The following is a 25,565-nucleotide window of genomic DNA, read 5'->3' as shown; positions in this document are numbered from 1 at the left end:
CGTGTGGCTCTGCACCCCCTCTCCGGGGGCAACCCCAGCGGCCCGGCGGAGCCGGTTCCGCGGGGTTCCTGGACTTGGTCGCGCCAAGCCCCTTCAGATTCTAGGCCGCCGTGTACGCCTCGAGTCCAATGGTTACCACGGTGGCGATCTCGCTGCCGACGCTGGCGCGGAATTCCTCCTCGGCCTGCGCCACGGCGCTGCGGAAGGCCTCGAGCCAGGCCAGGCCGTCGGTGGTGAACAGCACCCGCCGCGCCCTGGCATCGAGCGGATCGGGCCCGCGCTGCACCAGCCCCCAGGCCTCGCACTGGTCGACCAGGGCGCCCATCGCCTGCTTGGTCATGCCGGCCCGCTCGGCCAGTTCGGTCAGCCGCGAGCCGTCGCGCGCCAGATGGCGCGTGATGTGGATGTGGGCGGCGCTCACCTGCGCGCGCGCCGCGAGGTTCGACAGCGCCAGCGGCGCCCCGGCGTCATGCGCCATCAGCGCCAGCACCCGCTCGTCGAAGCGCCGCATCGCGTGGCCCAGCAGGCGGCCCAGGTGGGTCTGGCGCCAGGCGTCGTGGTCGATCGGAAATTGCGTGCCGGACATGACAGTCGATAGTAAAGCAAACTGATCAAAAATTGGATTTTTCTGGATCAATCCGCCCCTACACTACTGTTCAAGCATCCAGCCTGTAATTAAAAGCAGCGGGATGAATTTCCCGCAACCCGTTGATATTCAAGGAGTTCTCACATGGACGCAGTCGTCAAAGGCGCAAGCATCTCGGTCGCCAACAGCGAAAAGGCCAAGGCCCTCCAGGCCGCGCTGGCCCAGATCGAAAAGCAGTTCGGCAAGGGCACGATCATGCGGCTCGGCGAAGGCGAGGCGCTGGAAGACATCCAGGTGGTATCCACCGGCTCGCTGGGCCTGGACATCGCGCTCGGCGTCGGCGGCCTGCCGCGCGGCCGCGTGATCGAGATCTACGGTCCTGAATCCTCGGGCAAGACCACGCTCACCCTGCAGGTCATCGCCGAGATGCAACGCCAGGCCGGCACCTGCGCCTTCGTCGATGCCGAGCATGCGCTCGACGTGCAATATGCCCAGAAGCTCGGCGTCAACCTGTCCGACCTGCTGATCAGCCAGCCCGACACCGGCGAGCAGGCGCTCGAGATCGTCGATTCGCTGGTGCGCTCGGGTGCGGTCGACCTGATCGTCGTCGACTCGGTCGCCGCGCTCACCCCCAAGGCCGAAATCGAAGGCGAGATGGGCGACTCGCTGCCCGGCCTGCAGGCCCGCCTGATGAGCCAGGCGCTGCGCAAGCTCACCGCCACGATCAAGAAGACCAACTGCATGGTCATCTTCATCAACCAGATCCGCATGAAGATCGGCGTGATGTTCGGCTCGCCCGAAACCACCACCGGCGGCAATGCGCTGAAGTTCTACGCCTCGGTGCGGCTGGACATCCGCCGCATCGGCACCATCAAGAAGGGCGACGAGGCGATCGGCAACGAGACCAAGGTCAAGGTGGTCAAGAACAAGGTCAGCCCGCCCTTCAAGACGGCCGAGTTCGACATCCTGTTCGGCGAGGGCATCAGCCGCGAAGGCGAGATCATCGACATGGGCGTCAATGCCAAGATCGTCGACAAGTCCGGCGCCTGGTACGCCTACAACGGCGAGAAGATCGGCCAGGGCCGCGACAACGCGCGCGAATTCCTGCGCGAGAACCCCGAGCTGTCGCGCGAGATCGAGAACAAGGTGCGCGAATCGCTGGGCATTCCGCTGCTGGCCGAGGCGGTGGCGAACGTCGACGCGGCGGTCGAGAAGGCCGACAAGCCCGAGAAGGCCGAGAAGGCCGAGAAGGCCGAGAAGGCCGACAAGAAGTAACCCGGCCGCCATGGCTTTCAGTGCGCCGTCGCTCAAGGGGCGCGCCCTGCGCCTCCTGAGCCAGCGCGAGCATTCGCGCGCCGAACTCGAGCGCAAGCTCAAGAAATACGAGGAAGAGCCCGGCACCCTGGCCCGGGCCCTCGACGAGCTGGCCGCCAAGGATTTCATCAGCGAGGCGAGGGTGGTGCAGTCGGTGCTGCACCAGCGCGCGGCCCGCATGGGCGCGGCGCGTGTGCGCCAGGAATTGCTGCACAAGGGCATCGCCCCCGAGGCGGTGGCCGAGGCGGTCGCCGGCCTGCAGGGCAGCGAGTTCGATCGCGCGCTCGAAGTCTGGAAGCGCCGCTTCGGCGCGCTGCCGCAGGATGCGACCGAACGTGCCCGCCAAGTTCGGTTCCTGATGGCGAGGGGATTCGCCGGTGCCATCGTGGCCAAGGTCCTGCGGCACGACCCCGAAGAATAGGCCGGCGCAGCCCGGCCTTGTTGGTGAAACACCGCGGAACCGGCTTTGCCGGGCCGCTGGTGTTGCCCCCGGTAGGGGGTGGGCGGGCTACACGCAGTGAGCCCAACCTGGGGGCGAGCAACATTTCTACCGTGGAACCGGCTTCGCCGGGCCGCTGGTGTTGCCCCCGGTAGGGGGTGGGTGCCCGACACGAAGTGCGGGCAACCTGGGGGCGAGCTAGATATTCAACATCAGTTTCAGGTTCTGCACCGCGGCGCCGCTGGCGCCCTTGCCCAGGTTGTCCAGCCGCGCGATGACCACCGCATGCCGATGGTCCTCGTTCGGGAACACGCGGATCTCGAGTTCGTTGGTGTCGTTGAGCGCCAGCGCGTCGATCTTGCCGTCGGCCGTGGGCGGCAGCACCTTCACGAACCGTTCCGGCGTATTGCTCTTCGCGTAGTGCGCGGCCAGCGCATCGTGCAGGTGCGCCGCGGTCGGGCGGTCGGGCAGGTCGTCCAGGTGCAGCGGCAGCTGCACCAGCATGCCCTGCTTGAAGTTGCCGACCGAGGGGATGAAGACCGGCCGGCGGGTCAGGCCGGTGTACTTCATGATCTCGGGGATGTGCTTGTGCTTGAGCCCCAGCGCGTAGGTCTCGAACAGCGGCGCCTCGCCTTTTTCGTAGGCCTCGATCATGGTCCGGCCGCCGCCCGAATAGCCGCTGACCGAGGGCAGGGCGATGGGGAAGTCCGGCGGCAGCAGCCCGGCGTCGACCAGCGGACGCACGATGGCGATCGCACCGGTGGCGTAGCAGCCGGGGTTGGCCACGCGCTCGGCCTTGGCCACCGCATCCGCATGCCCGGCCATGAGCTCGGGGAAGCCGAACACCCAGCCGGGCGCCGTGCGGTGCGCGGTCGAGGCGTCGATGATCTTGGGGCGGCGCCCGTCCAGCTGGTCGATCAACGCCACCGATTCGCGCGCCGCGTCGTCATGCAGGCACAGCACGACCAGATCGACCCCGGCCATCAGCGCGCGCTTGGCGGCCACGTCCTTTCGCAGCTCGGGCGCGATGCTCACGAGTTCGATCTGCGGCATCGTCTGGAGCCGCTCGCGGATCTGGAGGCCGGTGGTTCCGGCCTCGCCATCGATGAAGACCTTGGGCATGTGGAGCCTCTTGTGGCTTGGGAGTAAATACGTATTGACCACAAACACGGGTCAATTGTTGGTGCGGCGCACCATGATACAGTCCCCTGCTGTCCGCCGCCCCCGCCCCCCAGGCGCCGTGGCCCGTGGGCAACAGCCATATTCTCCCGTTCTCCCAACCCCGTTCCGAGAGACACCCTCATGAAGATTCACGAGTACCAAGGCAAGGAAATTCTTGCCAAGTTCGGCGTGCCCGTACCCCGCGGCATCCCGGCGTACACAGTTCAGGAGGCGGTCGAGGCCGCCCAGAAGCTTGGCGGCCCGGTCTGGGTGGTCAAGGCCCAGATCCACGCGGGCGGCCGCGGCAAGGGCGGTGGCGTCAAGGTCGCCAAGTCGATCGAAGACGTCAAGAAGCTCGCCGGCGAGATCCTCGGCATGCAGCTCAAGACGCACCAGACCGGCCCCGAAGGCCAGAAGGTCCGTCGCCTCTACATCGAGGACGGCGCCGACATCCAGAAGGAATACTACGTCTCGGCCGTGACCGACCGCGCCACCCAGAAGGTGGCCTTCATCGCGTCGAGCGAAGGCGGCATGGACATCGAGGAAGTGGCCCACTCCACGCCCGAGAAGATCGTCACCGAGTTCATCGACCCGCTGACCGGCCTCGGCGACGCCCAGGCCAAGAAGATCGCCGACGCGATCGGCATCCCGGCCGACTCGACCGCCCAGGCGGTGGACGTCTTCAAGAAGCTCTACACCTGCTACATGGAAACGGATGCCTCGCTGGTCGAGATCAATCCGCTCAACCGTGACAGCAAGGGCGGCATCATGGCGCTCGACGCCAAGTTCAACTTCGACAGCAATGCGCTGTACCGCCACCCCGACATCGTCGCCCTGCGCGACCTCGACGAGGAAGACGCGGCCGAAGTCGAGGCCAGCAAGTTCGACCTCGCCTACATCAGCCTCGACGGCAACATCGGCTGCCTGGTGAACGGCGCCGGCCTCGCGATGGCCACCATGGACACCATCAAGCTGTTCGGCGGCGAGCCGGCCAACTTCCTCGACGTGGGCGGCGGCGCCACCCCCGAGAAGGTGACCGAGGCCTTCAAGATCATGCTGAAGAACAAGAACGTCGAGGCCATCCTCGTCAACATCTTCGGCGGCATCATGAAGTGCGACACCATCGCCACCGGCGTGATCGCCGCCTGCAAGGCCGTGAACCTGCAAGTGCCGCTGGTCGTGCGCATGAAGGGCACCAACGAGGTCGAAGGCAAGAAGCTGCTGGCCGATTCGGGCCTGCCGATCATCAGCGCCGACACGATGGCGGAAGCCGCCCAGAAGGTCGTTGCGGCCGTCGCCAAGTAAGGAACCAGTCATGTCGATCTACATCAACAAAGACACCAAAGTCATCACGCAAGGCATCACCGGCAAGACCGGCCAGTTCCACACGGAAAAGTGCCAGGAATACGCGAACGGCAAGAACTGCTTCGTGGCCGGCGTGAACCCGAAGAAGGCCGGCGAGTCGATCTTCAACATCCCGATCTTCGGCTCCGTCAAGGAAGCCGCCACGCAGACCGGCGCGACCGTGTCGGTGATCTACGTGCCGCCGGCCGGCGCCGCCGCCGCGATCTGGGAAGCCGTCGAGGCCGACCTCGACATGGCGATCTGCATCACCGAGGGCATCCCGGTGCGCGACATGCTCGAAGTGCGCAACAAGATGCGCGCCAAGGAAGCCGCGGGCGGCAAGAAGACGCTGCTGCTGGGCCCCAACTGCCCCGGCCTGATCACGCCCGACGAGATCAAGATCGGCATCATGCCCGGCCACATCCACCGCAAGGGCCGCATCGGCGTGGTCAGCCGCTCCGGCACGCTGACCTATGAAGCCGTGGCGCAGCTCACCGAGATCGGCCTCGGCCAGTCGAGCGCGGTCGGCATCGGCGGCGACCCGATCAACGGCCTGAAGCACATCGACGTGATGAAGGCCTTCAACGACGATCCCGACACCGACGCGGTCATCATGATCGGCGAGATCGGCGGACCCGACGAGGCAGACGCCGCCCGCTGGTGCAAGGACAACATGAAGAAGCCGATCGTCGGCTTCATCGCCGGCGTCACGGCGCCCCCCGGCAAGCGCATGGGCCATGCCGGTGCGCTGATCTCGGGCGGTGCCGACACGGCCGATGCCAAGCTCGCCATCATGGAAGAGAGCGGCTTCACGGTGACGCGCAACTTCTCGGAACTGGCCAAGCGGCTCAAGGCACTGCTCTAAGAAGTCTCGTCTTCTCGCTGAACCACACAAGAGAAAAAGCGCCCGCAACCAGTTTGCGGGCGCTTTTTCAATCAATAACAGTGGAATAAAGAGACATGGAATTCCTTCAAACCACCGACTTCTGGATCGGTCTGCTCAAGATCGTCTGGATCAACATCATCCTTTCGGGCGACAACGCGGTCGTGATCGCCATGGCCGCCCGCTCGCTGCCGCCGCATCAGCAGCGCACCGCCGTGCTGTTCGGCTCCGGCGCCGCGGTGGTGCTGCGGATCATCCTCACGGTGGTCGCGGCCAAGCTGCTGGCGCTGCCTTACCTGCAGATCATCGGCGGCCTGCTGCTGCTGTGGATCGGCACCCAGCTGCTCAGCGGCGAGGAGGAGGGCGATGGCGAGGACAAGGAGTACGGCAGCATGATGGCCGCGATCCGCACCATCCTGCTGGCCGACCTGGTCATGAGCCTGGACAACGTGATCGCGGTCGCCGCGGCGGCGCAGGGCAGCATGGTGCTGCTGATCCTCGGCCTGGCGATCAGCATCCCGCTGGTGATCTTCGGCAGCACGCTCATGATCAAGCTGATGGAGCGTTTCCCGATCATCGTCATGCTCGGCGCCGCCCTGATCGGCTGGGTGGCCGGGGAAACGATCGTGAGCGATACCATCCTGCACGATATGCTCGCGGCCAATCCGTGGCTGCACTACGCGGCGGCAGCGGCCGGCGCGGCGTTCGTGGTGGCCGTGGGAAGATGGCTGCAAAAGCGATCCCGCGCCCCCGGCTGAGCCCAGCCAACCAACCTCTTGATCCATGGCGAATCCCGGCACTGAAGTTTCCAAAGATCCCGGCGTGCTGGCATGGGATTTCGCCGCGCTCACCGACCCGGGCCGGGTGCGCGCCAACAACGAGGACACCATCGCCTTCGAGCCCTCGCTGGGCCTGGTGCTGCTGGCCGACGGCATGGGCGGCTACAACGGCGGCGAGGTCGCCAGCGGCATGGCGATCGCACTGCTGCAGGCCAGTTTCGGCCGCTGGCTCGCCCACGCGGGGCCGCACGCCCATGCGAAGGCGGTCAAGCGCGCCCTGCAGGCCGGCACCGACGAGGCCAACGCGGCCATCCTCGAGGCGGGCATCGCCAACGTGCAGCTCCAGGGCATGGGGACCACGCTGGTACTGGCCGCCTTCGGGCCGAAGCGCGCGATCATCGGCCACATCGGGGACTCGCGCTGCTACCGGCTGCGCGGCGACACGCTGGAGCGGCTGACGCGCGACCATTCGCTGCTCCAGGAGCAGCTCGACGCTGGCGTCATCACGCCGGAGCAGGCTCTGCAGTCGCCGCACCGCAACCTGGTCACCCGGGCGCTCGGCATCGAGCGCCATGTCGACCTCGAGATGCACGAACACGGCGTGATGCCGGGCGACCTGTTCCTGCTGTGTTCCGACGGCCTCTCCGAAATGGTGCCCGACGCCCAGCTTTTCACGATTTTGTTACAAAATATCGGCTTGCCGGAGAAAGCAACACTTTTGGTTGCAACTGCGAACGACAATGGCGGCCGGGATAACATTTCGGTCGTCCTGGCCAAGGCGGGCGGTAGCAAGGCCCCTGAGGCAACCCCATAGCAGAGGTCAGGAAAATCCATTGTTGCAAGGGCCCCGACGTGAGCAAGCCAACGAGATCCAGGAGCCGGTCATGCCGAAATTGATCGTGTCGATCGACGGCGTCGTCATCAAGGACGTCACGCTCGCGAAGGACCGGACCACGCTGGGCCGGCGGCCCTACAACGACATCGTGGTCGACAATCTCGCGATCAGCGGCGAGCACGCCGTGCTGCACATGATCGGCGGCGATGTCTACCTGGAAGATCTCAACAGCACCAACGGGACCTACGTCAACGGCCGGGCCATCAAGAAGCAGGCGCTCGAGCAGAACGACGTCATCGAGGTCGGCAAGTACAAGATCCGCTTTCTGGCCGGCAATACCGGCGCGGGCGAGAGCCTGGCGCCGGCGCGCACCATCGTCGCGGCCTCCTCGGGCCCGATTCCGCTGTCTTCCGCGCCTACGGTGCAGTCGCCGCTGGGCGGCGGCACGGCCGGCGCGGCGGTCATGCGGGTGCTGTCCGGCAGCGGTGCCGGACGCGAGCTGTCGCTGCAGAAGGTCGTCACCACCATCGGCAAGCCCGGCGTGGCGGTCGCCGCGGTCACGCGCCGGCTGCACGGCTACGTGGTGGCGCCGATCGACGGCGAGACGGCCCTCAACGGCGAGCCGCTCGGCAGCGAGGCCGTGGCGTTGCAGGACGGCGACTTGCTCGAACTCGGCGGCACGCGGATGCAGTTCGTCATCAGCTGATCGCGCGCTGAACCCGCTGCGCAGTTCTCGACGGCGGCTGGACGGATGAGCGCCGCGCCGGGCCGCCCCAAGCAAGCTCGCGCCCCCTCGGGGCTGAGGTCCGCGGCTCCAAACTCGCCTGCGCGAGTTTGGACGGACCGAAGGGCCGGTGCCTCTGGCACCGACTCGTCCAGCGAGGACACGAAGTGCCGAGCGTGGGGGCCACATTGAACGCATTGCGCCGACATGGCGCGCGCATCGCGATCACGCTGCTGCCGGTCATGCTCGCCCTGGCGCATGTGCTGGGCGCCTGGCAGCTTCCCTTTCTCGAACGGCTCGACCGCTTCATCTACGACGTGCGGCTGCGCGCCACCATGCCGGGCACGCTCGACCCGCGTATCGTGATCGTCGACATCGACGACCCGAGCCTGCAGCAGCTCGGGCAATGGCCCTGGGGCCGCGACCAGGTGGCGCGGCTGACCACCGAAGTCATGGAGCGCCAGCAGGCCCGCGCGCTGGGTTTCGACGTGCTCTTCGTCGAGCCCGATGCGAGCTCGGGGCTCGAAGCCCTGCGCCAGCTCGCGAAAGGGCCGCTGCAGGGCCMGGCCGGCCTGGCCGCCGAGATCGAGCGGCTCTCGCCCGGGCTCGACCATGACGCCGCCTTCGCGCGCACGCTCGCCGGCCGGCGGGTGGCGCTCGGCTTCTACTTCACCCGCACGGCCGCGCCGCGCGCCAAGGGGCAATTGCCGGCCCCCGTGCTGCCGGTCGACGCTTTCCCCGAGGGCAGCGAGCACACGACGCGCTGGAACGGCTTCGTCGGCAGCATCGGGCTGCTGGCCGAGGCGGCGCCGGCCGGCGGCTTCCTGAACGTGGTGCTCGACCGGGATGTGGACGGCGTGGTGCGCTCGGTGCCGCTGATCGCGCGCTACGAGGGCGGCAACGCCCAGCCTGGCTACTACGAATCGCTGGCGCTGGTCGTCCATCGCCTGGCCGCCGGGGTCACGGGCCTGGTGCCCGTGCTGGCGCCCACCGGGCCGGCCGGCGGCCCGCCGCCACTGGAAGCCCTGATGCTGACGACCGGCGCGGCGCAGCTGCGGGTCCCGGTGGACGGCACGGCCAGCGTGCTGGTGCCTTTTCGCGGCCCGGGCGGCCCGCGCGGCGGCTCCTTCCGTCACATTCCGGCTGCCGAGGTCATCCGGGGTGCGCTCGCGCCCGCCGAGCTGAAAGACAAGATCGTGCTCGTCGGCTCCACCGCGCCGGGCCTGACGGACCTGCGCTCGACCCCGGTCGGGGCCGACTTCCCGGGTGTCGAAGTGCACGCCAACATCGTCTCCGGGCTCCTGGATTCGAGGATTCCCGCCGTGCCCGACTACGCGGTGGGCTACGAACTGGTCATGCTGATCGCGGCCGGGCTCGCGCTCGCCTTCGGCCTGTCGCTGAGCACCGCGCCGCGGGCGGTGGGGGCCGCGGTGCTGATTTCCGCCGTGCTGATCGGGGTCAACACCTGGCTCTATCTCGGCGCCGGCCTGGTGCTGCCGCTGGCCGTCTCGCTGGTGATGGTCGGGCTGTCCTTCGTGCTCAACATGAGCTGGGGCTACTTCGTCGAAGCCCGGTCCAGCCGCGGCCTGGCCGCGCTGTTCGGCACCTATGTGCCGCCGCAGCTGGTGGACGAGATGCGGGCCGATCCGCGGCGCTACAGCATGCGGGCCGAGAACAGGGAACTCACCGTGATGTTCTGCGACATGCGCGGCTTCACGCGGCTGGCCGAGCAGATGGCGCCGGCCGACCTGCAGGCCTTCCTGAACACCTTCTTCAGCCGCCTGAGCGAGGTCATCAGCGCCCACCGCGGGACCGTCGACAAGTACATGGGCGACTGCGTCATGGCGTTCTGGGGCGCGCCGGTCGAGGCCGCCGACCACGCCGAGCTGGCGGTCCAGGCCGCCATCGAAATGGCGGCGGCGGTGCACGAGCTCAACGGCCACCATCGCCTGAGCGGCCTGCCGCAGATCCACGTCGGCATCGGCATCAACACCGGGGTGATGAGCGTCGGCGACATGGGCTCGGCCGTACGCCGCAGCTATACCGTGGTGGGCGACGCCGTGAACCTGGCGTCGCGGCTCGAGGGCCTGGGCGTGCACTACGGCGTCGAGATCGTCGCCAGCGAGGCCACCCAGCGCGCCGCGCCCGGATTCGTCTGGCAGGAACTGGATTGCGTGCGGGTGCAGGGCAAGGCCCGGACGGTCCGGGTTTTCACCCCCCTCGGCCGGCAGCGCAGCGTCGGCCCGCAGGCCCGCCAGGAACTCGAGCACTGGAAAAACGTGCTTTCAGCGTATCGCCTACACGATTGGTTACAAGCTCAGGCTATCCTTGCGCCCCTGCTCGCCGCAGATGCCAAAAAAGTCCTTTACCAGCTGTACGCGCAGCGATTAACGTCGATGTCGTTGCAGCCCAAGGACCCGCAATGGGACGGCGCAACCCGGTTCGATTCGAAGTAGTGGCCTACGGGCTGAAAGTCAAAGGTCTCGCGAAATGCAGGTGCGTGTATTGGGGTGCTCAGGTGCCATCGCCAAGGACTGCCGCACGACCTCCTTTCTGGTCGACAGCGATCTGCTGGTCGACGCCGGCACCGGTGTCGGCGACCTCACCCTCGACGAAATGTCCGCCATCGACGACGTGGTGCTGACCCACTCGCACCTCGACCATGTCGCGGCCCTGCCGCTGATGATCGACGCGATCGCCAGCTTCCGCACCCGGCCGCTGCGCGTGCATGCGCTGCGCGCCACCATCGAGGCGCTGCGCACCCACGTCTTCAACAACGTCATCTGGCCCGATTTCGCCAGCATCCCGAGCCGGGAGTCGCCCTTCGTGAGCTTTCACGAGGTCGTGATCGGCCAGCAATTGCAGCTCGGCACCCGGGCGCCCAAGGTGATCGAAGTGCTGCCCGCGGTCCACACGGTGCCGGCCTGCGGCTACGCCGTGCGCTGCGCGCAGGGCAAGAGCCACTGGATCTTCAGTGGCGACACCGAGCGCAATGCGCCCTTCTGGGCGCGCGTGAACCAGCTGGACGTCGCGATGCTGGTGATCGAGACCGCCTTCAGCGACCGCGAACAGGCCCTGGCGCAGCGCAGCCTGCACCTGTCGCCCGCCACCCTGGCGGACGAGCTGGCCCAGATTGCCCCCGGACGAAACTACCCGATCTACATCACGCACACGAAGCCGGCGGAGACGGAAGAGATCATGAGCCAGATCGACACCATCGCCGATGGGTCGCTGACGAGCAGCGGCGCGAAGCAGGCGTGGGACATCCGGTGGCTGCAGGCCGCGGAGGTGCTGCAGATCTGAGCTGCTATCTATATGTTGCATTTCCTCTCTCGAAAAGAATAATGCAACATATGAATAGCAAACCCGTCGCGCCCATCTCCTCGCTGTCCGAGGTCGGGGCGGCCATTCGCAGCGCGCGCCGCCGCAAGAAGCTCTCCCAGGCCGCCTTGGGCGAGCACGCCGGCCTGTCGCGCATGCCGGTCTACCGGCTCGAGGCCGGAAAGGACGTCTCCCTGGCCTCGCTGCTCGCCATGCTCCCACCGCTGGGCCTGGCGCTGAGCCTGGACCCGCGCGAGCCGGGTCCGCTGCGCGCGGCCGACCTGGCGAAGGCCTTCGCGCACCTGCAAGAGTCCGACGAGACGTGACGGCGCTGCCCGAAAAACTGCGCGACCTGCAGCTGGCCATTCGGGGCCAGCCGCAGGCCCTGCTCGCCAAGCGGTCGATCTATTCGCTGGTCTACGAGGCGGAGGCGCGCCACCAGGTCGGCTTGGGCCTGCCGATCGCCGACCGCGTGTTCCAGGACGGCGACCTGTTCGCCGCCCTCGACATGAACCTCCCCGAGGGCTATCTGTTCGAGCGCATCCTGGCGCGATTCGGCAAGTTCCAGGTCACCAAGATGCACCTGCTGGCCCTGATGGGCGCCGGCGCCATCGGCCGCGTGGCCTACCAGCTGCCCGGCGAAGCGCCGCTGGGCGCGGGGGCCGCCGGCCTGGTCTCGCGCGACGACCTGCTCGCCGGCGGGCGCAGCGAAGCCTTGTTCGAGGAACTGGTCGACGCCTTCATGGGCCCGGGCACCGGCTTGGCCGGCGTCCAGCCCAAGATCATGGTGCCGGTGGCCGACAAGGCCGTGGTGCCCGGCCCCAACGCCATCGTCAAGGCCGAAGGGCCGCGCTACCCCGGCCTGAGCGCCAACGAGTGGCTGTGCCTCGAAGCCGCGCGCCACGCCGGCCTGCCCGTGCCGCGCGCCGACCTCTCGGCCGACGGCAAGCTGCTGGTGCTCGACCGCTTCGACATCCTGCCCGACGGCAGCCGCCTCGGCTTCGAGGACATCGCGGCGGTCATGCAGCTGCGCGTGCGGGAGCGCCTGTCCAGCCGCAAGTACATCGGCAGTTATGAAGACGTGGCCGCGGCGCTGCGCCTGGTGTGCAGCGAACCCGCGCCGGCCCTGCACCAGTTCTTCAAGCTGCTGGTGCTCACGGTGCTGGTGCGCAACGGCGACGCCCATCTCAAGAATTTTGCGGTGCTGTATGACGACGACCGGGTCTGGCCCAGCCCGGTGTACGACCAGGTGTGCACCGTGCTCTATGCCTACGAGCGGCCGGGCGGCATCGAGACCGTCGACCACACGCTGGCGCTCAAGTGGCGGCGAGGCGGCCGCAGCGGCGACAAGTCCCCGGCCCGCAGCTACCCGAACCGGGCCGAACTCGAGGCCTTCGGCCGCGACGTCTGCGGCGTCCACCATCCGGGCGCGGTGATCGAGCACAGCTGCGAGGCGATGAGCGCCGCCCTGGCCGCCCCGCATCCGGCGGTGCCGGCGGAATTGCTGCAGCGCATGGTGCAGGTGTGGGATGGATCGCGGGCGTGGATGCGGGTGGAGCGGGCGGGGAGTGCGGCGGGCCGGGAGCCGCGGGCATGACGCGGGTTGGCAGCGCGAATGACAATAATGTCATCTTGCGTCGGCAGCGGGCAACAGTTTTCGTCACATGTTGTAACTAGAACGTGAACAATTGCACGGGCAAAGCGGCCTGGGAGGGGTGAAAAGGGGGTGGCATGGATGCTGCGGTGACATGAGCGCACCGGGGGCTTCCTCGGGCCCTCAACCAACCTGGAGTAAGTAAATGAACCGTCGTTCCATCGCACGCAATGTGCAGAAGGGTTTTACCCTGATTGAATTGATGATCGTTGTGGCGATCATTGGTATCTTGGCTGCCGTGGCGCTGCCGGCGTATCAGGACTACACGGTCCGAGCGAAGATGTCGGAAGGCATCTTGGCAGCGTCCGGCTGCCGCACCACAGTTACCGAGGCAGTCCAGGCGACGACTGCCTCGAGTCTGTCTGCTGCGTTGTTCCCTTGTGATGGCGGCGCCGCCTCATCGGCCGTAAATGTCTCCAAATACGTGAAGCAAATGACTGCGGACGCCGCGGGCAAGATCACCGTCACCATGGACGAGAACGAAATCAAGCAACTTACTTCCGCCACGAATAAGATTACGCTGACGCCGCTGATCAACGGCAACGTGCTTGGGACCACGGATGTTGGCAAGCAAATCACGTCTTGGCGCTGCGGTGATGCTACTACCGACGGCACCACCGTTCTGTCGAAGTTCCTGCCCGGTTCTTGCCGCGGTTGATGCCAGGCCTCCAGCTTTAAGCTTGACGTACTTTCGTTGGCCTAAGCTGGAGGGAGGAAAGCGGCGCACAACGCGCCGCTTTTTCTTTTCTGTTGCGCTTTGCTGTCCGGCTGGAAAAAGGATTCGAACGTGCGAGAACGGGTGTTCGCCTTTGCATGCCTTGTATTGCCACTGGCGTATCTTCTTCGCGATCACTATCCGCCGTGGGTGGCATTTCACTCCGATCTCGTGGCGGCGGTTGCGCTAGTCCCGCTGATGTTTTGGGCGCTGTGGCAACGCGGGCCGCTCCCCGTACTGACGCTCGGCGCTGTTCTGCTATCCCTCGTGCCGCTGATTCAGGTCGGCTCTGGACAGATCAATTTCGCCGGGGACGCCTGGATGGCGTGGCTCTACCTGATGGGTTTCGCATTGGCTGTGCTGGCCGGTGCGCGATTCGCACCCGCTCACCCACGCAACTCGGAATCACTCACCTGCCTTGCACCCATGTGGACAGGCTTGGTCGTCGTAGCTCTGATTTCGGTAGGGATTGCGATTCACCAGGCTCTCGGTCTGCAGACCTTTGCTGCTTTCATCGCAGAACTGACACCCGGCAGCCGACCCTACGCAAATCTTTCGCAACCCAATCAGTTGGCAACCCTATTGATGCTGGGGCTCGCAGGCACCGGCTTCCTCTTTGAATCTAAAAATCTTCGTGGCGCTATCGCGATGGCTGCCGTACTCATGCTTGCTCTTGGAGTGGGGCTGACGCAGTCGCGTACGCCGCTGCTGGTACTCGCCGTCATCTGGCCCGCCTATTTGCTGATGCGCCAGCGCGCAGCCTTGCGAACAACACCCGCTGCGCTGTTGTTGGTCACGGCTGCCTTCGCACTGACGGTCAGCGCCTGGCCTGCATTGACTAGGATCCTGCTGCTGGCAGAGTCGCCATCCTTGATGGGACGCATGGGCGAAAGCCTTCGATTGACCCTATGGGAATCGATGATTGAGGCGCTTGTACGCTCCCCTTGGGTGGGCTACGGCTGGAATCAGGTCTCGCTGGCGCAACAGGCCACGGCATTGGACTTTCCCGCCACCCGCTGGTCCTTCGATTCCGCGCACAACCTGATCCTCGATATCGCGGTGTGGAGCGGCTTCCCCGTCGCGATTGCCGTGATCGCTGGCCTGACCCTGTGGTTCGCGAAACGGCTGGCGACGTGTCGTGACCCGTTGTCTTGGTGCTTACTTGTTGCGGTAGCTGTCGTGTTCTGCCACGCAATGGTCGAGTACCCGCTTTCCTATGCTTACTTTTTGCTGCCTGTCGGTTTCTTCATGGGGACCTTGAACGGCGGTCTCGATGGCAAAAGCGCGCAGTGGGCTCGTTTCAGAGTGCCCCGGCCAATCCTGGGCTTGGTTGGAATGGTCGTACTGACAGTGTTCGTGAGAGTCGGTATTGAGTACATACAACTGGAAGACGAGTGGCGCCAGATCCGGTTTGAGCAGTTGCGCATCGGCCGTGTTGAAGCGCGAATACCGCCGAACACGATCGTGTTGACACAACTCGAGGCACGCGCGCGCTTTGCGCAAACGACCTCTTCGCCCAGAATGTCCGCAGAGCAGTTGGAATCGATGCGCCATGTTGCCGAACGCTATAGCGGGGCTGGGACGATCTTCAAATATGCGAAGGCGCTGGCTCTCAACGGCGAGCCCAAGGCGGCGGGCATTGAGCTCGCAAAGCTCTGCAAGATTCAATCGGCTCGTGTGTGTCGCAATGCTGTCGACGAGTGGCGCTCGGAAGGCGAAAGAAATCACCCAGAATTCCGGCACGTTGAATTGCCAGCGATGGGGGCAAATGAGGCGCATTGATCACTGTCGCGTGCGAAGTTGTCGCTGCTGTGAATGCGGCTGAACGTCATGCAAGAAACGATTCTTGGCTGGTCCAGATTAAGAAAGCGCCTTGTGGTCGTCTGCCTCGACCTGTGCCTGGTGCTTCTTGCGACCTGGCTTGCCTTTACCATCCGCCTGGACACGTGGCATCAGCCCGAGGGCGTTGAATGGGCCATGTACGCGGTCGCGCCATTGCTTGCGATTCCCGTCTTCATCAAATTCGGCCTGTACCGGGCCATTTTTCGCTACACGGGCATTGCTGCGATCCTAACCACCGGCAAGGCTGTCAGCGTGTATGGGCTGTTGCTTGCCCCCTTCGTTTGGTGGCTGTATCACCGTGGAGGTGTTCCGCGCAGCCTCATCGTTCTTCAGCCACTCATCTTCTTGCTGCTCGTCAGTTCGAGCCGGACGCTCGCATGGCATTGGCTGGCGGCAAGAACCGGTAGCCCGGGTAGTCGTTTGCTCATCTACGGCGCGGGAAGTGCCGGCGCCCAGACCGCCGCAGCCCTTGCGAACACGCGGCAATATGCGCTGCTGGGATTCCTGGACGACGACCCCGGAAAATCTGGAGGCAGCATCAACGGCGTGCCGGTCTTTTCCGCGTCGCAGGCAGCTGACGTCGTCGGGCGGCTCGCGGTCACCGACATTCTGCTTGCCTTGCCGAGCGCGAGTCGCGACCGACGCAATCAGATCATCGGGCAGCTGCAGTCCCTGCCGGTTCGGATCCGCTCGCTCCCGGGCCTGGCGGATCTTGCGAGTGGTCGCGTCACGGTCGACGACTTTCGCGACCTCGACGTGGAAGATTTGCTCGGGCGTGAAGCCGTGGCGCCACGGCCGGAGCTGCTGGCGCAGACCCTGGCGCGAAAGGTGGTTTTGGTGACCGGCGCCGGCGGCAGCATCGGCAGTGAGCTCTGCCGCCAGATCGCGAGCGTGGGGCCGAGTCAGTTGATTCTGGTCGAACACAGCGAATTCGCGCTCTACCGCATTCACCAGGAACTGGCATCGCTGATCAAGCGCGAGGCGGAGGATGTTCTCCTGCTGCCGCTGCTGGCCGATGTCTGCAATTTCGAACGCATCTCCGCCATCTGCCGCAAGCACCGGCCCGAAGTCGTCTATCACGCGGCGGCCTACAAGCATGTGCCCTTGGTCGAGGCCAATCCCGGCGCCGGCATCGTTAACAACGTGCTCGGTACCTTGAACACGGCGCGCGCGGCCATGGAGGCGGCCGCCGAGCGCTTTGTGCTGATCTCCACGGACAAGGCCGTTCGACCTACCAATGTCATGGGCGCCAGCAAGCGCGTGGCTGAACTCGTGCTCCAATGTCTCGCCGCCGGTGATGGTCATCCGTACGACGACGGTGCTAATCACAAAATCGAGGGAGAGTGCGCGCCGCGTGCGACCTGCTTCTCGATGGTGCGCTTCGGCAACGTGCTGGGCTCCAGCGGCAGTGTCGTGCCGTTGTTTCGCTCTCAAATCGCTGAAGGCGGGCCGCTCACCATCACGCATCCTGAGGTCACGCGCTACTTCATGACGATTCCCGAGGCGGCGCAGCTCGTCTTGCAAGCGGGGGCCATGGCCGAGGGCGGCGACCTCTTCGTGCTCGACATGGGCATGCCGGTGCGAATCCTGGACCTGGCAAAGCGGATGATCGCGCTCTCGGGGCACACGATCCGCGATGCGACGCGTCCCACCGGCGACATCGCGATCACCTTCACCGGTCTTCGCCCCGGCGAGAAGCTCTTCGAAGAGCTTCTCATCGGAGAGAATCCACTGCCCACCGAACATTCCCGGATCATTCGCGCGAAAGAAGATTTCATGGCATGGCCTGTGCTCAAGGATCACCTTCAACGGCTTCTGAACGCCGCCCGCAGCGACGATGTCGAAACGATGACAACGCTGTTGTGCACGATGGTGCCTGGCTATACGCCCGATGCGGCGCGGGCGTCCTAGCATGAAGGACGCTGAAACCAGGCTCGCGATTATCGGTCTCGGGTACGTTGGCCTGCCGCTGGCGGTGGCCTTCGGGCGTCTGATGCCGGTCGTCGGGTTCGACATCAATCAGCGCCGGATCGAAGAGCTCGAGGCCGGGCGCGATCGAACCCTGGAGGTCCCATCCGAGGACCTCCAGGCCGCGACGCAGCTGAGTTTCAGCGCGAATGCGGCCGATCTACGCGACTGCAATGTGTTCATCGTGACCGTCCCGACGCCCGTCGACAGCGCGAACCGGCCGGACCTTGCGCACCTCCTGAATGCCAGCGCAACGGTGGGCCAGGTGATGCCCCACGGTGCCATCGTGATCTACGAGTCGACGGTGTACCCGGGGGCGACCGAAGAAGTTTGCGTGCCCGCGCTCGAACGCGCCAGCGGCCAACGTTTCAACGAAGGCTTTTTTTGCGGCTACAGCCCTGAGCGGGTCAACCCGGGCGACAAAGTCAACACGCTGGCGAAGATCCGCAAGATCACGAGCGGCAGCACTCCGGAGGTGACGGAGACTGTCGATCGTCTGTACAACCGCGTCGTGACGGCCGGTACCTACAAGGCGCAAAGCATCAAGGTCGCCGAGGCTGCAAAAGTCATCGAAAACACGCAACGCGACCTCAACATCGCGCTCATGAACGAGCTTTCCGTCTTGTTCGACAGGCTGGACATCGACACGCTCGAAGTGCTCGAGGCCGCTGGCAGCAAGTGGAACTTTCTGCCGTTTCGTCCCGGTCTGGTTGGGGGGCATTGCATCGGGGTCGATCCGTACTACCTCACCCACAAGGCAGAGCAGGTCGGCTACATCCCGCAGATCATTCTGGCGGGCCGCCGAATCAATGACAACATGGCCCGCTATGCGGCGCGAAACACGATCAAGCTGATGCTGCAGGCAGGCATGGACGTCCCGCGCTGCAGGGTCGGCGTGCTGGGCATCACCTTCAAGGAAAACTGTCCGGACATCCGCAACAGCAAGGTGGTGGACTTGGTGCGCGAGCTGGAGGCTTGGGGCGCGCAAGTCGTCGTGACCGATCCATGGGCCAGCGAAGACGAGGTGCGTAACGAGTACGGGCTGCAGCTTGGCGCCATCGACGACAGCCACCCCGTAGACGCGTTGGTCGTTGCGGTAGGGCATACCGAATACCGGGCACTCACGCCCTCGGCGTTGCGGCGCTATTGCCGTCACGCGGCGCCGGTGCTGACCGACGTCAAGTCGCTCTACGACCGTCATGAGGCGGCAAGCGCTGGTTTCACCGTATTCAGGCTCTGAGGACATGAAAAACTTCGCCCTCGTCGGCGCCGCAGGCTTCGTCGCGCCACGTCACATGCGTGCGATCAGGGACACCGGGCATGCGCTCGCCGTCGCCTACGACGTCAATGACTCGGTCGGCATCATTGACGGCTTCGCGCCCCAGGCTGCATTCTTCACCGACTTCGAGTCCTTCTACGAACATGGCCAGCGTCTGCGTCGATCGCCTTCGACCGCGCTGGACTATTTCTCGGTGTGCTCGCCGAACAATCTGCACCATCCGCATATCGCTGCGGGGCTGCGCCTGGGATGCGATGTAATTTGTGAAAAGCCGCTCGTACCGACACCGGATCTGCTTGATGAGCTCATGCGGGTGGAACGTGAAACCGGACGACGCGTCTACAGCATCCTTCAGCTGCGTCACCACGAAGCGATCCTGCGGCTGCGCGAGAAGGTGCGGCATGCGCCGCTGGACCACAAGTTCGATGTGGCGCTGACCTACATCACTTCGCGTGGCAACTGGTACGCGGCGAGCTGGAAAGGCGACCCGCGTAAATCCTTCGGCGTGGCGACCAACATCGGAGTGCATTTTTTCGACATGCTGCACTTCATCTTCGGTGCGACTCAACGCAACGTGGTGCACCTCAGCGAGGCCGACAAGGCCGCCGGCTTCCTCGAACTCGAGCATGCACGCGTGCGCTGGTTTCTGTCGATCGATGCCGGCGACTTGCCCGAGAGTGTGCGGGGCCAGAAGACGACCTATAGAGCCATCGACGTCAGCGGCGAAGCGCTCGAGTTTTCGGAGGGCTTCACCGATCTACATACGGTGAGCTACCGAGAGATCCTGGCGGGCGGTGGATACGGACTGGAAGAATCCCGCCGAGCCATCGAGACGGTGCACCTGATCCGGACAGCGAAGCCGGTTGCCGGCACTGCTGATATCCATCCCTTCGTGCGGCGACTGGCATCGTGACTGCGACTGTCCATCCCACGGCCATCGTCGACGCGGGTGCCCGGATCGGGACGGGCACGCATATCTGGCATTGGGTGCATATTTGCTCGGGTGCGACGATCGGCCAGAACTGCTCGCTGGGGCAGAACGTCTTCGTCGGCAACGACGTGCATATCGGCAGCAACGTCAAGGTCCAGAACAACGTCAGCATCTATGACGCGGTAACACTCGAGGATGACGTGTTCTGCGGACCGAGCATGGTTTTCACCAACGTCTTCAATCCGCGCTCCGCCGTGCGCCGCAAGGACGAATATCGGCGCACGCTGGTGAGGCGCGGCGCGACCCTGGGCGCCAACAGCACGATCGTGTGTGGCGTGACCATCGGTCGCCACGCTTTCGTGGGTGCCGGTGCCGTGGTGACTCGCGAGGTGCCCGATTTCGCATTGATGGTCGGCGTGCCGGCCCGGCAAACGGGCTGGATGAGCCAGCACGGCGAGCGTCTGGAATTCGTCGACGGCCGTGCGACCTGTCCGGCCACCGGTGAGCGCTACGTGCTGCGCGATGGCGCTTGCGTCCTGGAGACGGAGCGTTCCGAATGAGCGGCACGATGTTATTCGTGGATCTCAAGACCCAGTACCTTGCCTTGAAGGAGCAGATCGCGCAGCGCATGCAGCGCGTGCTGGACCATGGTCAATACATCATGGGCCCCGAAGTCCACGAACTCGAAGAGCGGCTGGCGGCCTATGTGGGCGCCAGGCACTGCATCACAGTGGCCAGTGGTACGGAGGCCCTGCTTATCTCTCTGATGGCCATCGGCTTGCGGCCGGGAGACGAAGTCGTGACCAGCCCCTTCACATTCGCTGCCACTGCCGAGATGATCGTGCTGCTCGGCGGGGTTCCGGTGTTCGTCGACATTGAGGCCGACACCTGCAATATCGATGCGCGCCTGATCGAAGCCGCTATCACCCCCCGGACCCGCGCCATCATGCCGGTCAACCTGTACGGCCAGGTGGCGGACATGGACGCGATCAATGCCATCGCAGCGCGCCATGACAACATTCCCGTCATCGAAGACGCAGCCCAGAGCTTTGGCGCGAGCTACAAGGGGCGCAAGAGCTGTGCTCTCAGCACCTTGGGTGCGACCAGCTTCTTCCCTAGCAAGCCGCTGGGCTGCTATGGCGACGGCGGCGCACTTTTCACCAATGACGATGCGCTCGCCCAGGCCGCGCGCGAGATCCGCGTCCACGGCCAGAGCGCGCGCTATACGCACACGCGTCTGGGCGTCGGCGGCCGTATGGACACCTTGCAGTGCGCGGTGGTGCTCGGCAAGCTGGAGCGCTTCGACTGGGAGATCGAGCAGCGCCTGAAGATCGGCGCCCGATATCAATTCCTGCTGCAGGACCTGCCCGTGCAGCGCCTCGCCGTTCGCGAGGACCGCGACTGCATCTGGGCCCAGTTCACGCTGATGCTGGACGGCCGTCCCGAGGTTCAGGCCGCGCTGAGCGCCGCCGGCATCCCTACCGCCGTTCACTACCCGAAGCCACTGCACCGCCAGCCCGCCTATGCGCAGCCCGAGCAGAACTTCCCGCAGGCCGAGCGCGCCGCGCAGCGCGTGCTCAGCCTGCCGATGAGCGCCGACCTCAGCGAGGCGCAGCAGGATGCCGTGGTGGCGGCCTTGCACGCGGCCTTGTCGGTCCGCTGATCCCGCTGCGATGGCCTCTCTCGCCTACGCCCTGGATGCCTTGCGCGCCCGCCTTGCGGCCCGCTGGCATGCCTTGCTCGGCTTGAGCGTGGCCCGCGACGTGCAGATTCACCCGCGGGTGCAGCTTCGGCACGGCGAGGGCAGCGCGATCGGTGCGCGCAGCATTCTCTATCGGGGTGTGCGTATCCTGGCCACCGGCGCCGGGCGCTTTCGCATCGGTCGCGACTCGCACATCGCGCCCGATGCCTACCTGCTGATCGGCGGGCAGTCACTGGAGATTGGCGATGATGTGGCGATCGGCCCCGGCCTGATGCTGTTTTGCGAGTCGAATGCACCGAGCGGCGCGGAGCTGTTCCGTGCACAGTACGAGCGTGCCGACGTGCGCATCGGCTGCAATGTCTTCATCGGTGCGCGGGTCACGGTGCTGCCGGGCAGCGTGATCGAGGATCGGGTGGCGGTGGCCGCCCATTCCGTGGTGCGCGGCCGGCTCGCTTCGGGCTGGGTCTATGGTGGTTGTCCGGCCCGCCCTTTGCGTGAACTGGTTCAGGCATGAAGGGCCATGTGGCCGGCGCGCTGCGCTGGCATGACTTCCCCTTGGCACTGTGGCGCTGGCTCAGCCAGGGCGCGGGCAATCTTGCACGTTTCCAGGCGGCATTTGCTGCAAGTCTGGGCGTCGAATCCCGTCAGCTGTATCTGTTTAGCACCGGCCGCTCGGCCCTGCATGCGTTCGTTGCCTCGCTGGACCTGGGCCCGCAAGACGAGGTGCTGCTGCCGGGCTATACCTGCGTGGTGGTGCCCAATGTATTCATGCACCTGGGTCTGCCGGTGCGCTATGTCGACATCACCGCCGAGGGTTTCAACTGCAATGTCGAAGTCCTAGCCGCTGCCATCTCGCCAAACACCCGGATCGTGCTGGTGCCGCATAACTTCGGTCTCATGATGGCGGGCCTGCGCGGCCTGCGCGAGCGCTTCCCGAGCGTGGTGTTCGTCGAAGATGTGGCGCATGCCTGGGGCTCTCGCGAAGGCCTGGCTCCGGCTGGCAGCCTGGGGCACGCCGCCTTCTTCAGTTTTGAGTATTCCAAATGCCTGAGCACGGGCATGGGTGGCGCCCTGCTGGTCAACGATGAGGCTATGCGCCAGCGCCTCGAGGCGCGGCGCCGGCCCTTGCATCAGCCGGCTCTCGATGCCGTGGCGAGGCAGGTCCTGACCCTGGCCTATCACCGGCTCAGCGCGGCGCTGCCGGGCGCGGCCCAACGCATGATGGAGGCACTGCTGCGCGTGCCTGCGCGCGCCCTGGGCCTGGTCGCGAAGACACCGCCCGGCGAGCTCAGTGGCGCCAGCCGGCCCGACTATGCCGCGGGCCTGCACCCGCTGAGCGCGGCCCTGGGCCTGCAGCAGCTCGGCCGTGCCGAGGCTGTCTGGCGCCTGCGTCAGACCCAGGCCGAGCGTTACGACGATCTGCTGGCGGGCTCGGCCGTGCTGCAGCCGGTGGCGAGGGCACCGGGCGATGTGCTGCTGCGCTACCCCGTGCGGGTGGCGGCGCAGCAACGCGAGCGCGTGATGCGGGCGCTGACCGCGCTCGACATCGTGCCCGGCGTCTGGTTCGACGATGTGGTGCACCCCAAGGGCAGCCTGCGTTACGGTTACCAGACCGGCCAGTGCCCGAATGGCGAGGCCGCGGCGGCGGCAGTGCTCAATCTGCCGCTGGGCCTGCACGCGCGCTTGAGCCGCGCGCAGGCGGCGGGTTTGCGTGCGTTGGCCGGTTCATGAATCGCCTCTCCCAATTCGCCAAATTAGCCAGTGCCTCCGCGCTCGCGCAGTTGATCCCGATGCTGGCGGCACCGCTGCTGACGCGCTGGTACGGTGCCGCCGAACTGGGGCACTGGGCCCTGTTCGCGGCGCTGGCCGCCAATCTGGCCACCGTGGCCTGCGGCCGCTTCGAGTACGCCATCGTGCTGCCGCGGCGCGCGGCCGAGGCGGCGCTGGTCCTGCGCCTGAGCCTCTTGGTGGCGTTGGGTGTGGGCATTATTTGCGCCGTGGCAGTGGTGGTGGCGCTGTGCTTTCAGGAGCGGCTCGGGCCGTTGCGTCCCCTGGGCGGGCTGCTGGGCTGGTTGCCGCCCGTGGTGATGCTCGGCGGCGCCTTGCAGGCACTGACCCTGTGGAGCAATCGTCAGCGGAACTTCGGCCTCATCGCACAGACCCGTGTCTTGCAGCAGGCGAGCACGACGGCGCTGCAGCTCGCAGCGCATGCGGGCGGCCTGATGGCACTGGTACTGTCGCAGGTGCTGGGGGCGCTGCTGGCGCCGGCCTGGTTGTGGCGGCGCGGGCCGGCGCTGCGTCTGGGGCGGTGGCCGCGCTGGGCGGCGCTGAAGCGCCTGGCCTGGCGTTACCGCCAATTCCCGCTGATCAACAGCCCGCATGCCTTTGTCAACTCGCTGCAGGAGACCCTGGTGATCGCCGTCATCGCGGCGCTGGCCAGCCCCGCAGCCGCAGGTTATTACGCGATCACGGTGCGACTGGTGAAAGCGCCAGCCAGCCTGTTTGGCGGGGCCTTCTCGGAGCTGCTGTTGAGCGAGTTGGCGCGCGGCTGGCAGCAGGGCGAGGACCTTCGCCCGCGGCTACGCAAGGCCATCCGGCTGTTGGCCCTGGTGGCCCTGCCGCCGGCCATTCTCCTGCTGATCTGGGCGCCACAGTTGTTCGGCCTGGCGCTGGGCCCGGCCTGGTCCGAGGCCGGCGACTATGCGCGCTGGATGACGCCTTATGTCTGGGCCCACTTCATTGCCGCCCCGCTGACGGTGGCGCCCATGGTCACCGGGCGCCAACGCGGCGCCCTGGTGCTCAGCGTCGTCGGCAATCTCATCTATGTGCTGGCTGTGATCGTGACACTGGGCCTGGGCGGTGATCTAAGCCAAGCGCTCGCGGCCATCTCCATCAGCATGCCGTTGTTTTTCGCCGGATATTTATGGTGGCTCGTGCAGGGGAGCGCGCCCCGCCAAAGCGAGAGGAAGGTGTCGTGAGACTGGTCTTGATCGGTGATGGCCAGAGCCCGCACCTCCTGAAATGGGCGCGAGCCCTCGCATCTGCGCCTGGGCTGGAGTTGTGGGTTGCCTCGAGTCGAGGATTCCTGAGCGAGTTCGATGGCCTCGTGCCTTCGGCGAGGCGTTTGGCACTCGGCACGACGCCAGCGCCCAGTGGCGGCAACATAGCGTTGCTGCGCACGCTGCCGACCCTTGGTGCGTGGCTCAAGCGGATCGACGCCGATTGGCTACACGCCCATTACCTGACGTCGCATGGAACCTTGGCGTGGCTGGCCAAGCGTGCGTTCCACCTGCGCGGCAGGATTGTCGGCTCGGCCTGGGGCAGTGACATCCTGGTAACACCACAGCGCTCGCTGGCCTACCGTTGGATCACGCAACGCATACTGCGCGCCTGCACTTTGACCACCAGCGACTCGATCCACATGGCGCAGCGCATGCGTGAGTTAGGAGCGATCGAGGTGATGACCTTCCCCTTTGGGCTTGAGGAACTACCGCCTGTGCCGAGTTCGAAAGAACCGTGGTTCTTCTTTGCAAATAGGAGCCTGGAACCGCTGTACCGGCCTGATCGCGTTTTGGAGGTGTTTGCACGGGTGGCTGCCACGCGTCTCGATGCCCGATTGGTTGTAGCGAACGATGGATCGGCGGCGGTCGGATTGCCGGCGGCCGCCCGGGCGCTGGGGCTCAGCGTCGGTTCGATCGACGCGGGACAGCAAGTGCAGTTCGTCGGCCGCCTTGATTCCCAGAAGCAGGCTGAGGCCTATGCGCGTGCCCGCTGGTACATCAGCCTGCCGGAGACTGATTCGGTATCTGTCTCTGTGCTAGAGGCGATGGCCCAAGGATGCATCCCCTTGCTGTCGGACCTGCCGGCCAATCGCGAACTGGTGCGCGATGGTTTCAACGGGCTGATCCTGCCGGATGATCAGCCGCTGCATGTCGCAAAACTCGAGGCGATTCTTCCACGGGCCGATCGAATCGCGCGGAACAATCGCGCTTGGGTCGCTCGGCACGGGCTGTTCGCCCCAAAGGTGGCGCAATTCCTCGCGAGATTAAGCCAACTTACCGCGAAATGAATATCGCTCAAATCACCCC

The 25,565-nt window shown here is 65.7% G+C and carries 24 protein-coding genes; 22 read left to right on the top strand and 2 right to left on the bottom strand.

Going from position 1 to position 25,565, the window contains the following annotated elements; translation table 11 throughout:
* Positions 1-100 precede the first annotated feature (100 nt).
* Positions 101-586 (bottom strand): MarR family winged helix-turn-helix transcriptional regulator, encoded by a 486-nt coding sequence (locus AC1DYK_RS04240; protein ID WP_478165114.1) that lies wholly within the window; start codon positions 584-586, stop codon positions 101-103.
* A 144-nt stretch (positions 587-730) separates the two neighbouring features.
* Between AC1DYK_RS04240 and recA the strand changes: the two genes are divergently transcribed.
* Positions 731-1,861, top strand: a complete 1,131-nt coding sequence (recA, locus tag AC1DYK_RS04235; protein ID WP_478165113.1) for a recombinase RecA — start codon at positions 731-733, stop codon at positions 1,859-1,861.
* A gap of 10 nt (positions 1,862-1,871) precedes the next feature.
* On the top strand, positions 1,872-2,321 hold the full coding sequence (gene recX, locus AC1DYK_RS04230; RefSeq protein WP_478165112.1) for a recombination regulator RecX: 450 nt from the start codon (positions 1,872-1,874) through the stop codon (positions 2,319-2,321).
* A 216-nt stretch (positions 2,322-2,537) separates the two neighbouring features.
* Here recX and argC read toward each other — a convergent pair whose 3' ends face one another.
* Complete coding sequence (argC, locus tag AC1DYK_RS04225; protein ID WP_478165111.1) at positions 2,538-3,461, bottom strand: N-acetyl-gamma-glutamyl-phosphate reductase; 924 nt, start codon at positions 3,459-3,461, stop codon at positions 2,538-2,540.
* 180 nt (positions 3,462-3,641) lie between these two features.
* Here argC and sucC point away from each other — a divergent pair, with 180 nt between their 5' ends.
* The 20 genes from sucC (at position 3,642) to AC1DYK_RS04125 (ending at position 25,546) form a co-directional block, all read left to right on the top strand.
* The gene (sucC, locus tag AC1DYK_RS04220) at positions 3,642-4,805 is read left to right on the top strand and encodes an ADP-forming succinate--CoA ligase subunit beta (protein WP_478091097.1); all 1,164 of its coding nucleotides are present in this window, start codon (positions 3,642-3,644) and stop codon (positions 4,803-4,805) included.
* 10 nt (positions 4,806-4,815) lie between these two features.
* Positions 4,816-5,709: a succinate--CoA ligase subunit alpha gene (gene sucD / locus AC1DYK_RS04215; protein ID WP_442284248.1), complete on the top strand. Its 894-nt coding sequence runs from the start codon at positions 4,816-4,818 to the stop codon at positions 5,707-5,709.
* Positions 5,710-5,804: 95 nt separating this feature from the next.
* A complete protein-coding gene (locus AC1DYK_RS04210; RefSeq protein ID WP_478091096.1) occupies positions 5,805-6,485 on the top strand; it encodes a TerC family protein in 681 nt (226 codons plus the stop codon).
* A gap of 25 nt (positions 6,486-6,510) precedes the next feature.
* On the top strand, positions 6,511-7,320 hold the full coding sequence (locus tag AC1DYK_RS04205) for a Stp1/IreP family PP2C-type Ser/Thr phosphatase (protein ID WP_478165110.1): 810 nt from the start codon (positions 6,511-6,513) through the stop codon (positions 7,318-7,320).
* 70 nt (positions 7,321-7,390) lie between these two features.
* The gene (locus tag AC1DYK_RS04200) at positions 7,391-8,047 is read left to right on the top strand and encodes an FHA domain-containing protein (protein WP_478165109.1); all 657 of its coding nucleotides are present in this window, start codon (positions 7,391-7,393) and stop codon (positions 8,045-8,047) included.
* Between the two features lie 206 nt (positions 8,048-8,253).
* Entirely contained in the window at positions 8,254-10,521 is a 2,268-nt protein-coding gene (locus AC1DYK_RS04195) for a CHASE2 domain-containing protein (protein ID WP_478165152.1), read from the top strand.
* A 34-nt stretch (positions 10,522-10,555) separates the two neighbouring features.
* The gene (locus AC1DYK_RS04190; protein ID WP_478165108.1) at positions 10,556-11,368 is read left to right on the top strand and encodes a 3',5'-cyclic-nucleotide phosphodiesterase; all 813 of its coding nucleotides are present in this window, start codon (positions 10,556-10,558) and stop codon (positions 11,366-11,368) included.
* 50 nt (positions 11,369-11,418) lie between these two features.
* Positions 11,419-11,712, top strand: coding sequence for a helix-turn-helix domain-containing protein (locus tag AC1DYK_RS04185; protein ID WP_478165107.1), 294 nt, complete (start codon positions 11,419-11,421; stop codon positions 11,710-11,712).
* Positions 11,709-12,983, top strand: coding sequence for a type II toxin-antitoxin system HipA family toxin (locus AC1DYK_RS04180; RefSeq protein WP_478165106.1), 1,275 nt, complete (start codon positions 11,709-11,711; stop codon positions 12,981-12,983). Before AC1DYK_RS04185 ends, AC1DYK_RS04180 begins: the two co-directional genes overlap by 4 nt.
* 202 nt (positions 12,984-13,185) lie before the next feature.
* Positions 13,186-13,698 (top strand): pilin, encoded by a 513-nt coding sequence (locus AC1DYK_RS04175; RefSeq protein WP_478165105.1) that lies wholly within the window; start codon positions 13,186-13,188, stop codon positions 13,696-13,698.
* Between the two features lie 99 nt (positions 13,699-13,797).
* Entirely contained in the window at positions 13,798-15,537 is a 1,740-nt protein-coding gene (locus AC1DYK_RS04170) for a PglL family O-oligosaccharyltransferase (protein WP_478165104.1), read from the top strand.
* A gap of 48 nt (positions 15,538-15,585) precedes the next feature.
* Complete coding sequence (locus AC1DYK_RS04165; RefSeq protein ID WP_478165103.1) at positions 15,586-17,508, top strand: polysaccharide biosynthesis protein; 1,923 nt, start codon at positions 15,586-15,588, stop codon at positions 17,506-17,508.
* A 1-nt stretch (position 17,509) separates the two neighbouring features.
* Entirely contained in the window at positions 17,510-18,805 is a 1,296-nt protein-coding gene (locus tag AC1DYK_RS04160; RefSeq protein WP_478165102.1) for a nucleotide sugar dehydrogenase, read from the top strand.
* Positions 18,806-18,809: 4 nt separating this feature from the next.
* Positions 18,810-19,757, top strand: a complete 948-nt coding sequence (locus tag AC1DYK_RS04155) for a Gfo/Idh/MocA family oxidoreductase (protein ID WP_478165101.1) — start codon at positions 18,810-18,812, stop codon at positions 19,755-19,757.
* Positions 19,754-20,335 carry an acyltransferase gene (locus AC1DYK_RS04150; RefSeq protein ID WP_478165100.1) on the top strand — a complete coding sequence of 194 codons (582 nt, stop codon included), beginning with the start codon at positions 19,754-19,756 and terminating at the stop codon, positions 20,333-20,335. The genes AC1DYK_RS04155 and AC1DYK_RS04150 overlap by 4 nt, the downstream gene beginning before the upstream one ends.
* Before the next feature lie 8 nt (positions 20,336-20,343).
* A complete protein-coding gene (locus AC1DYK_RS04145) occupies positions 20,344-21,438 on the top strand; it encodes a DegT/DnrJ/EryC1/StrS family aminotransferase (protein WP_478165099.1) in 1,095 nt (364 codons plus the stop codon).
* Between the two features lie 40 nt (positions 21,439-21,478).
* On the top strand, positions 21,479-21,991 hold the full coding sequence (locus AC1DYK_RS04140; RefSeq protein WP_478165098.1) for an acyltransferase: 513 nt from the start codon (positions 21,479-21,481) through the stop codon (positions 21,989-21,991).
* Positions 21,988-23,208, top strand: a complete 1,221-nt coding sequence (locus AC1DYK_RS04135) for a DegT/DnrJ/EryC1/StrS family aminotransferase (RefSeq protein WP_478165097.1) — start codon at positions 21,988-21,990, stop codon at positions 23,206-23,208. The genes AC1DYK_RS04140 and AC1DYK_RS04135 overlap by 4 nt, the downstream gene beginning before the upstream one ends.
* A complete protein-coding gene (locus tag AC1DYK_RS04130) occupies positions 23,205-24,455 on the top strand; it encodes a lipopolysaccharide biosynthesis protein (RefSeq protein WP_478165096.1) in 1,251 nt (416 codons plus the stop codon). Before AC1DYK_RS04135 ends, AC1DYK_RS04130 begins: the two co-directional genes overlap by 4 nt.
* Positions 24,401-25,546: a glycosyltransferase family 4 protein gene (locus tag AC1DYK_RS04125; protein WP_478165095.1), complete on the top strand. Its 1,146-nt coding sequence runs from the start codon at positions 24,401-24,403 to the stop codon at positions 25,544-25,546. Before AC1DYK_RS04130 ends, AC1DYK_RS04125 begins: the two co-directional genes overlap by 55 nt.
* Positions 25,547-25,565 lie beyond the last annotated feature (19 nt).

The organism is Variovorax sp. P2_H12 (assembly GCF_056403395.1).
Note: the sequence above shows the minus strand (reverse complement) of the source record. Positions and strands in the feature narration are given on the sequence as shown.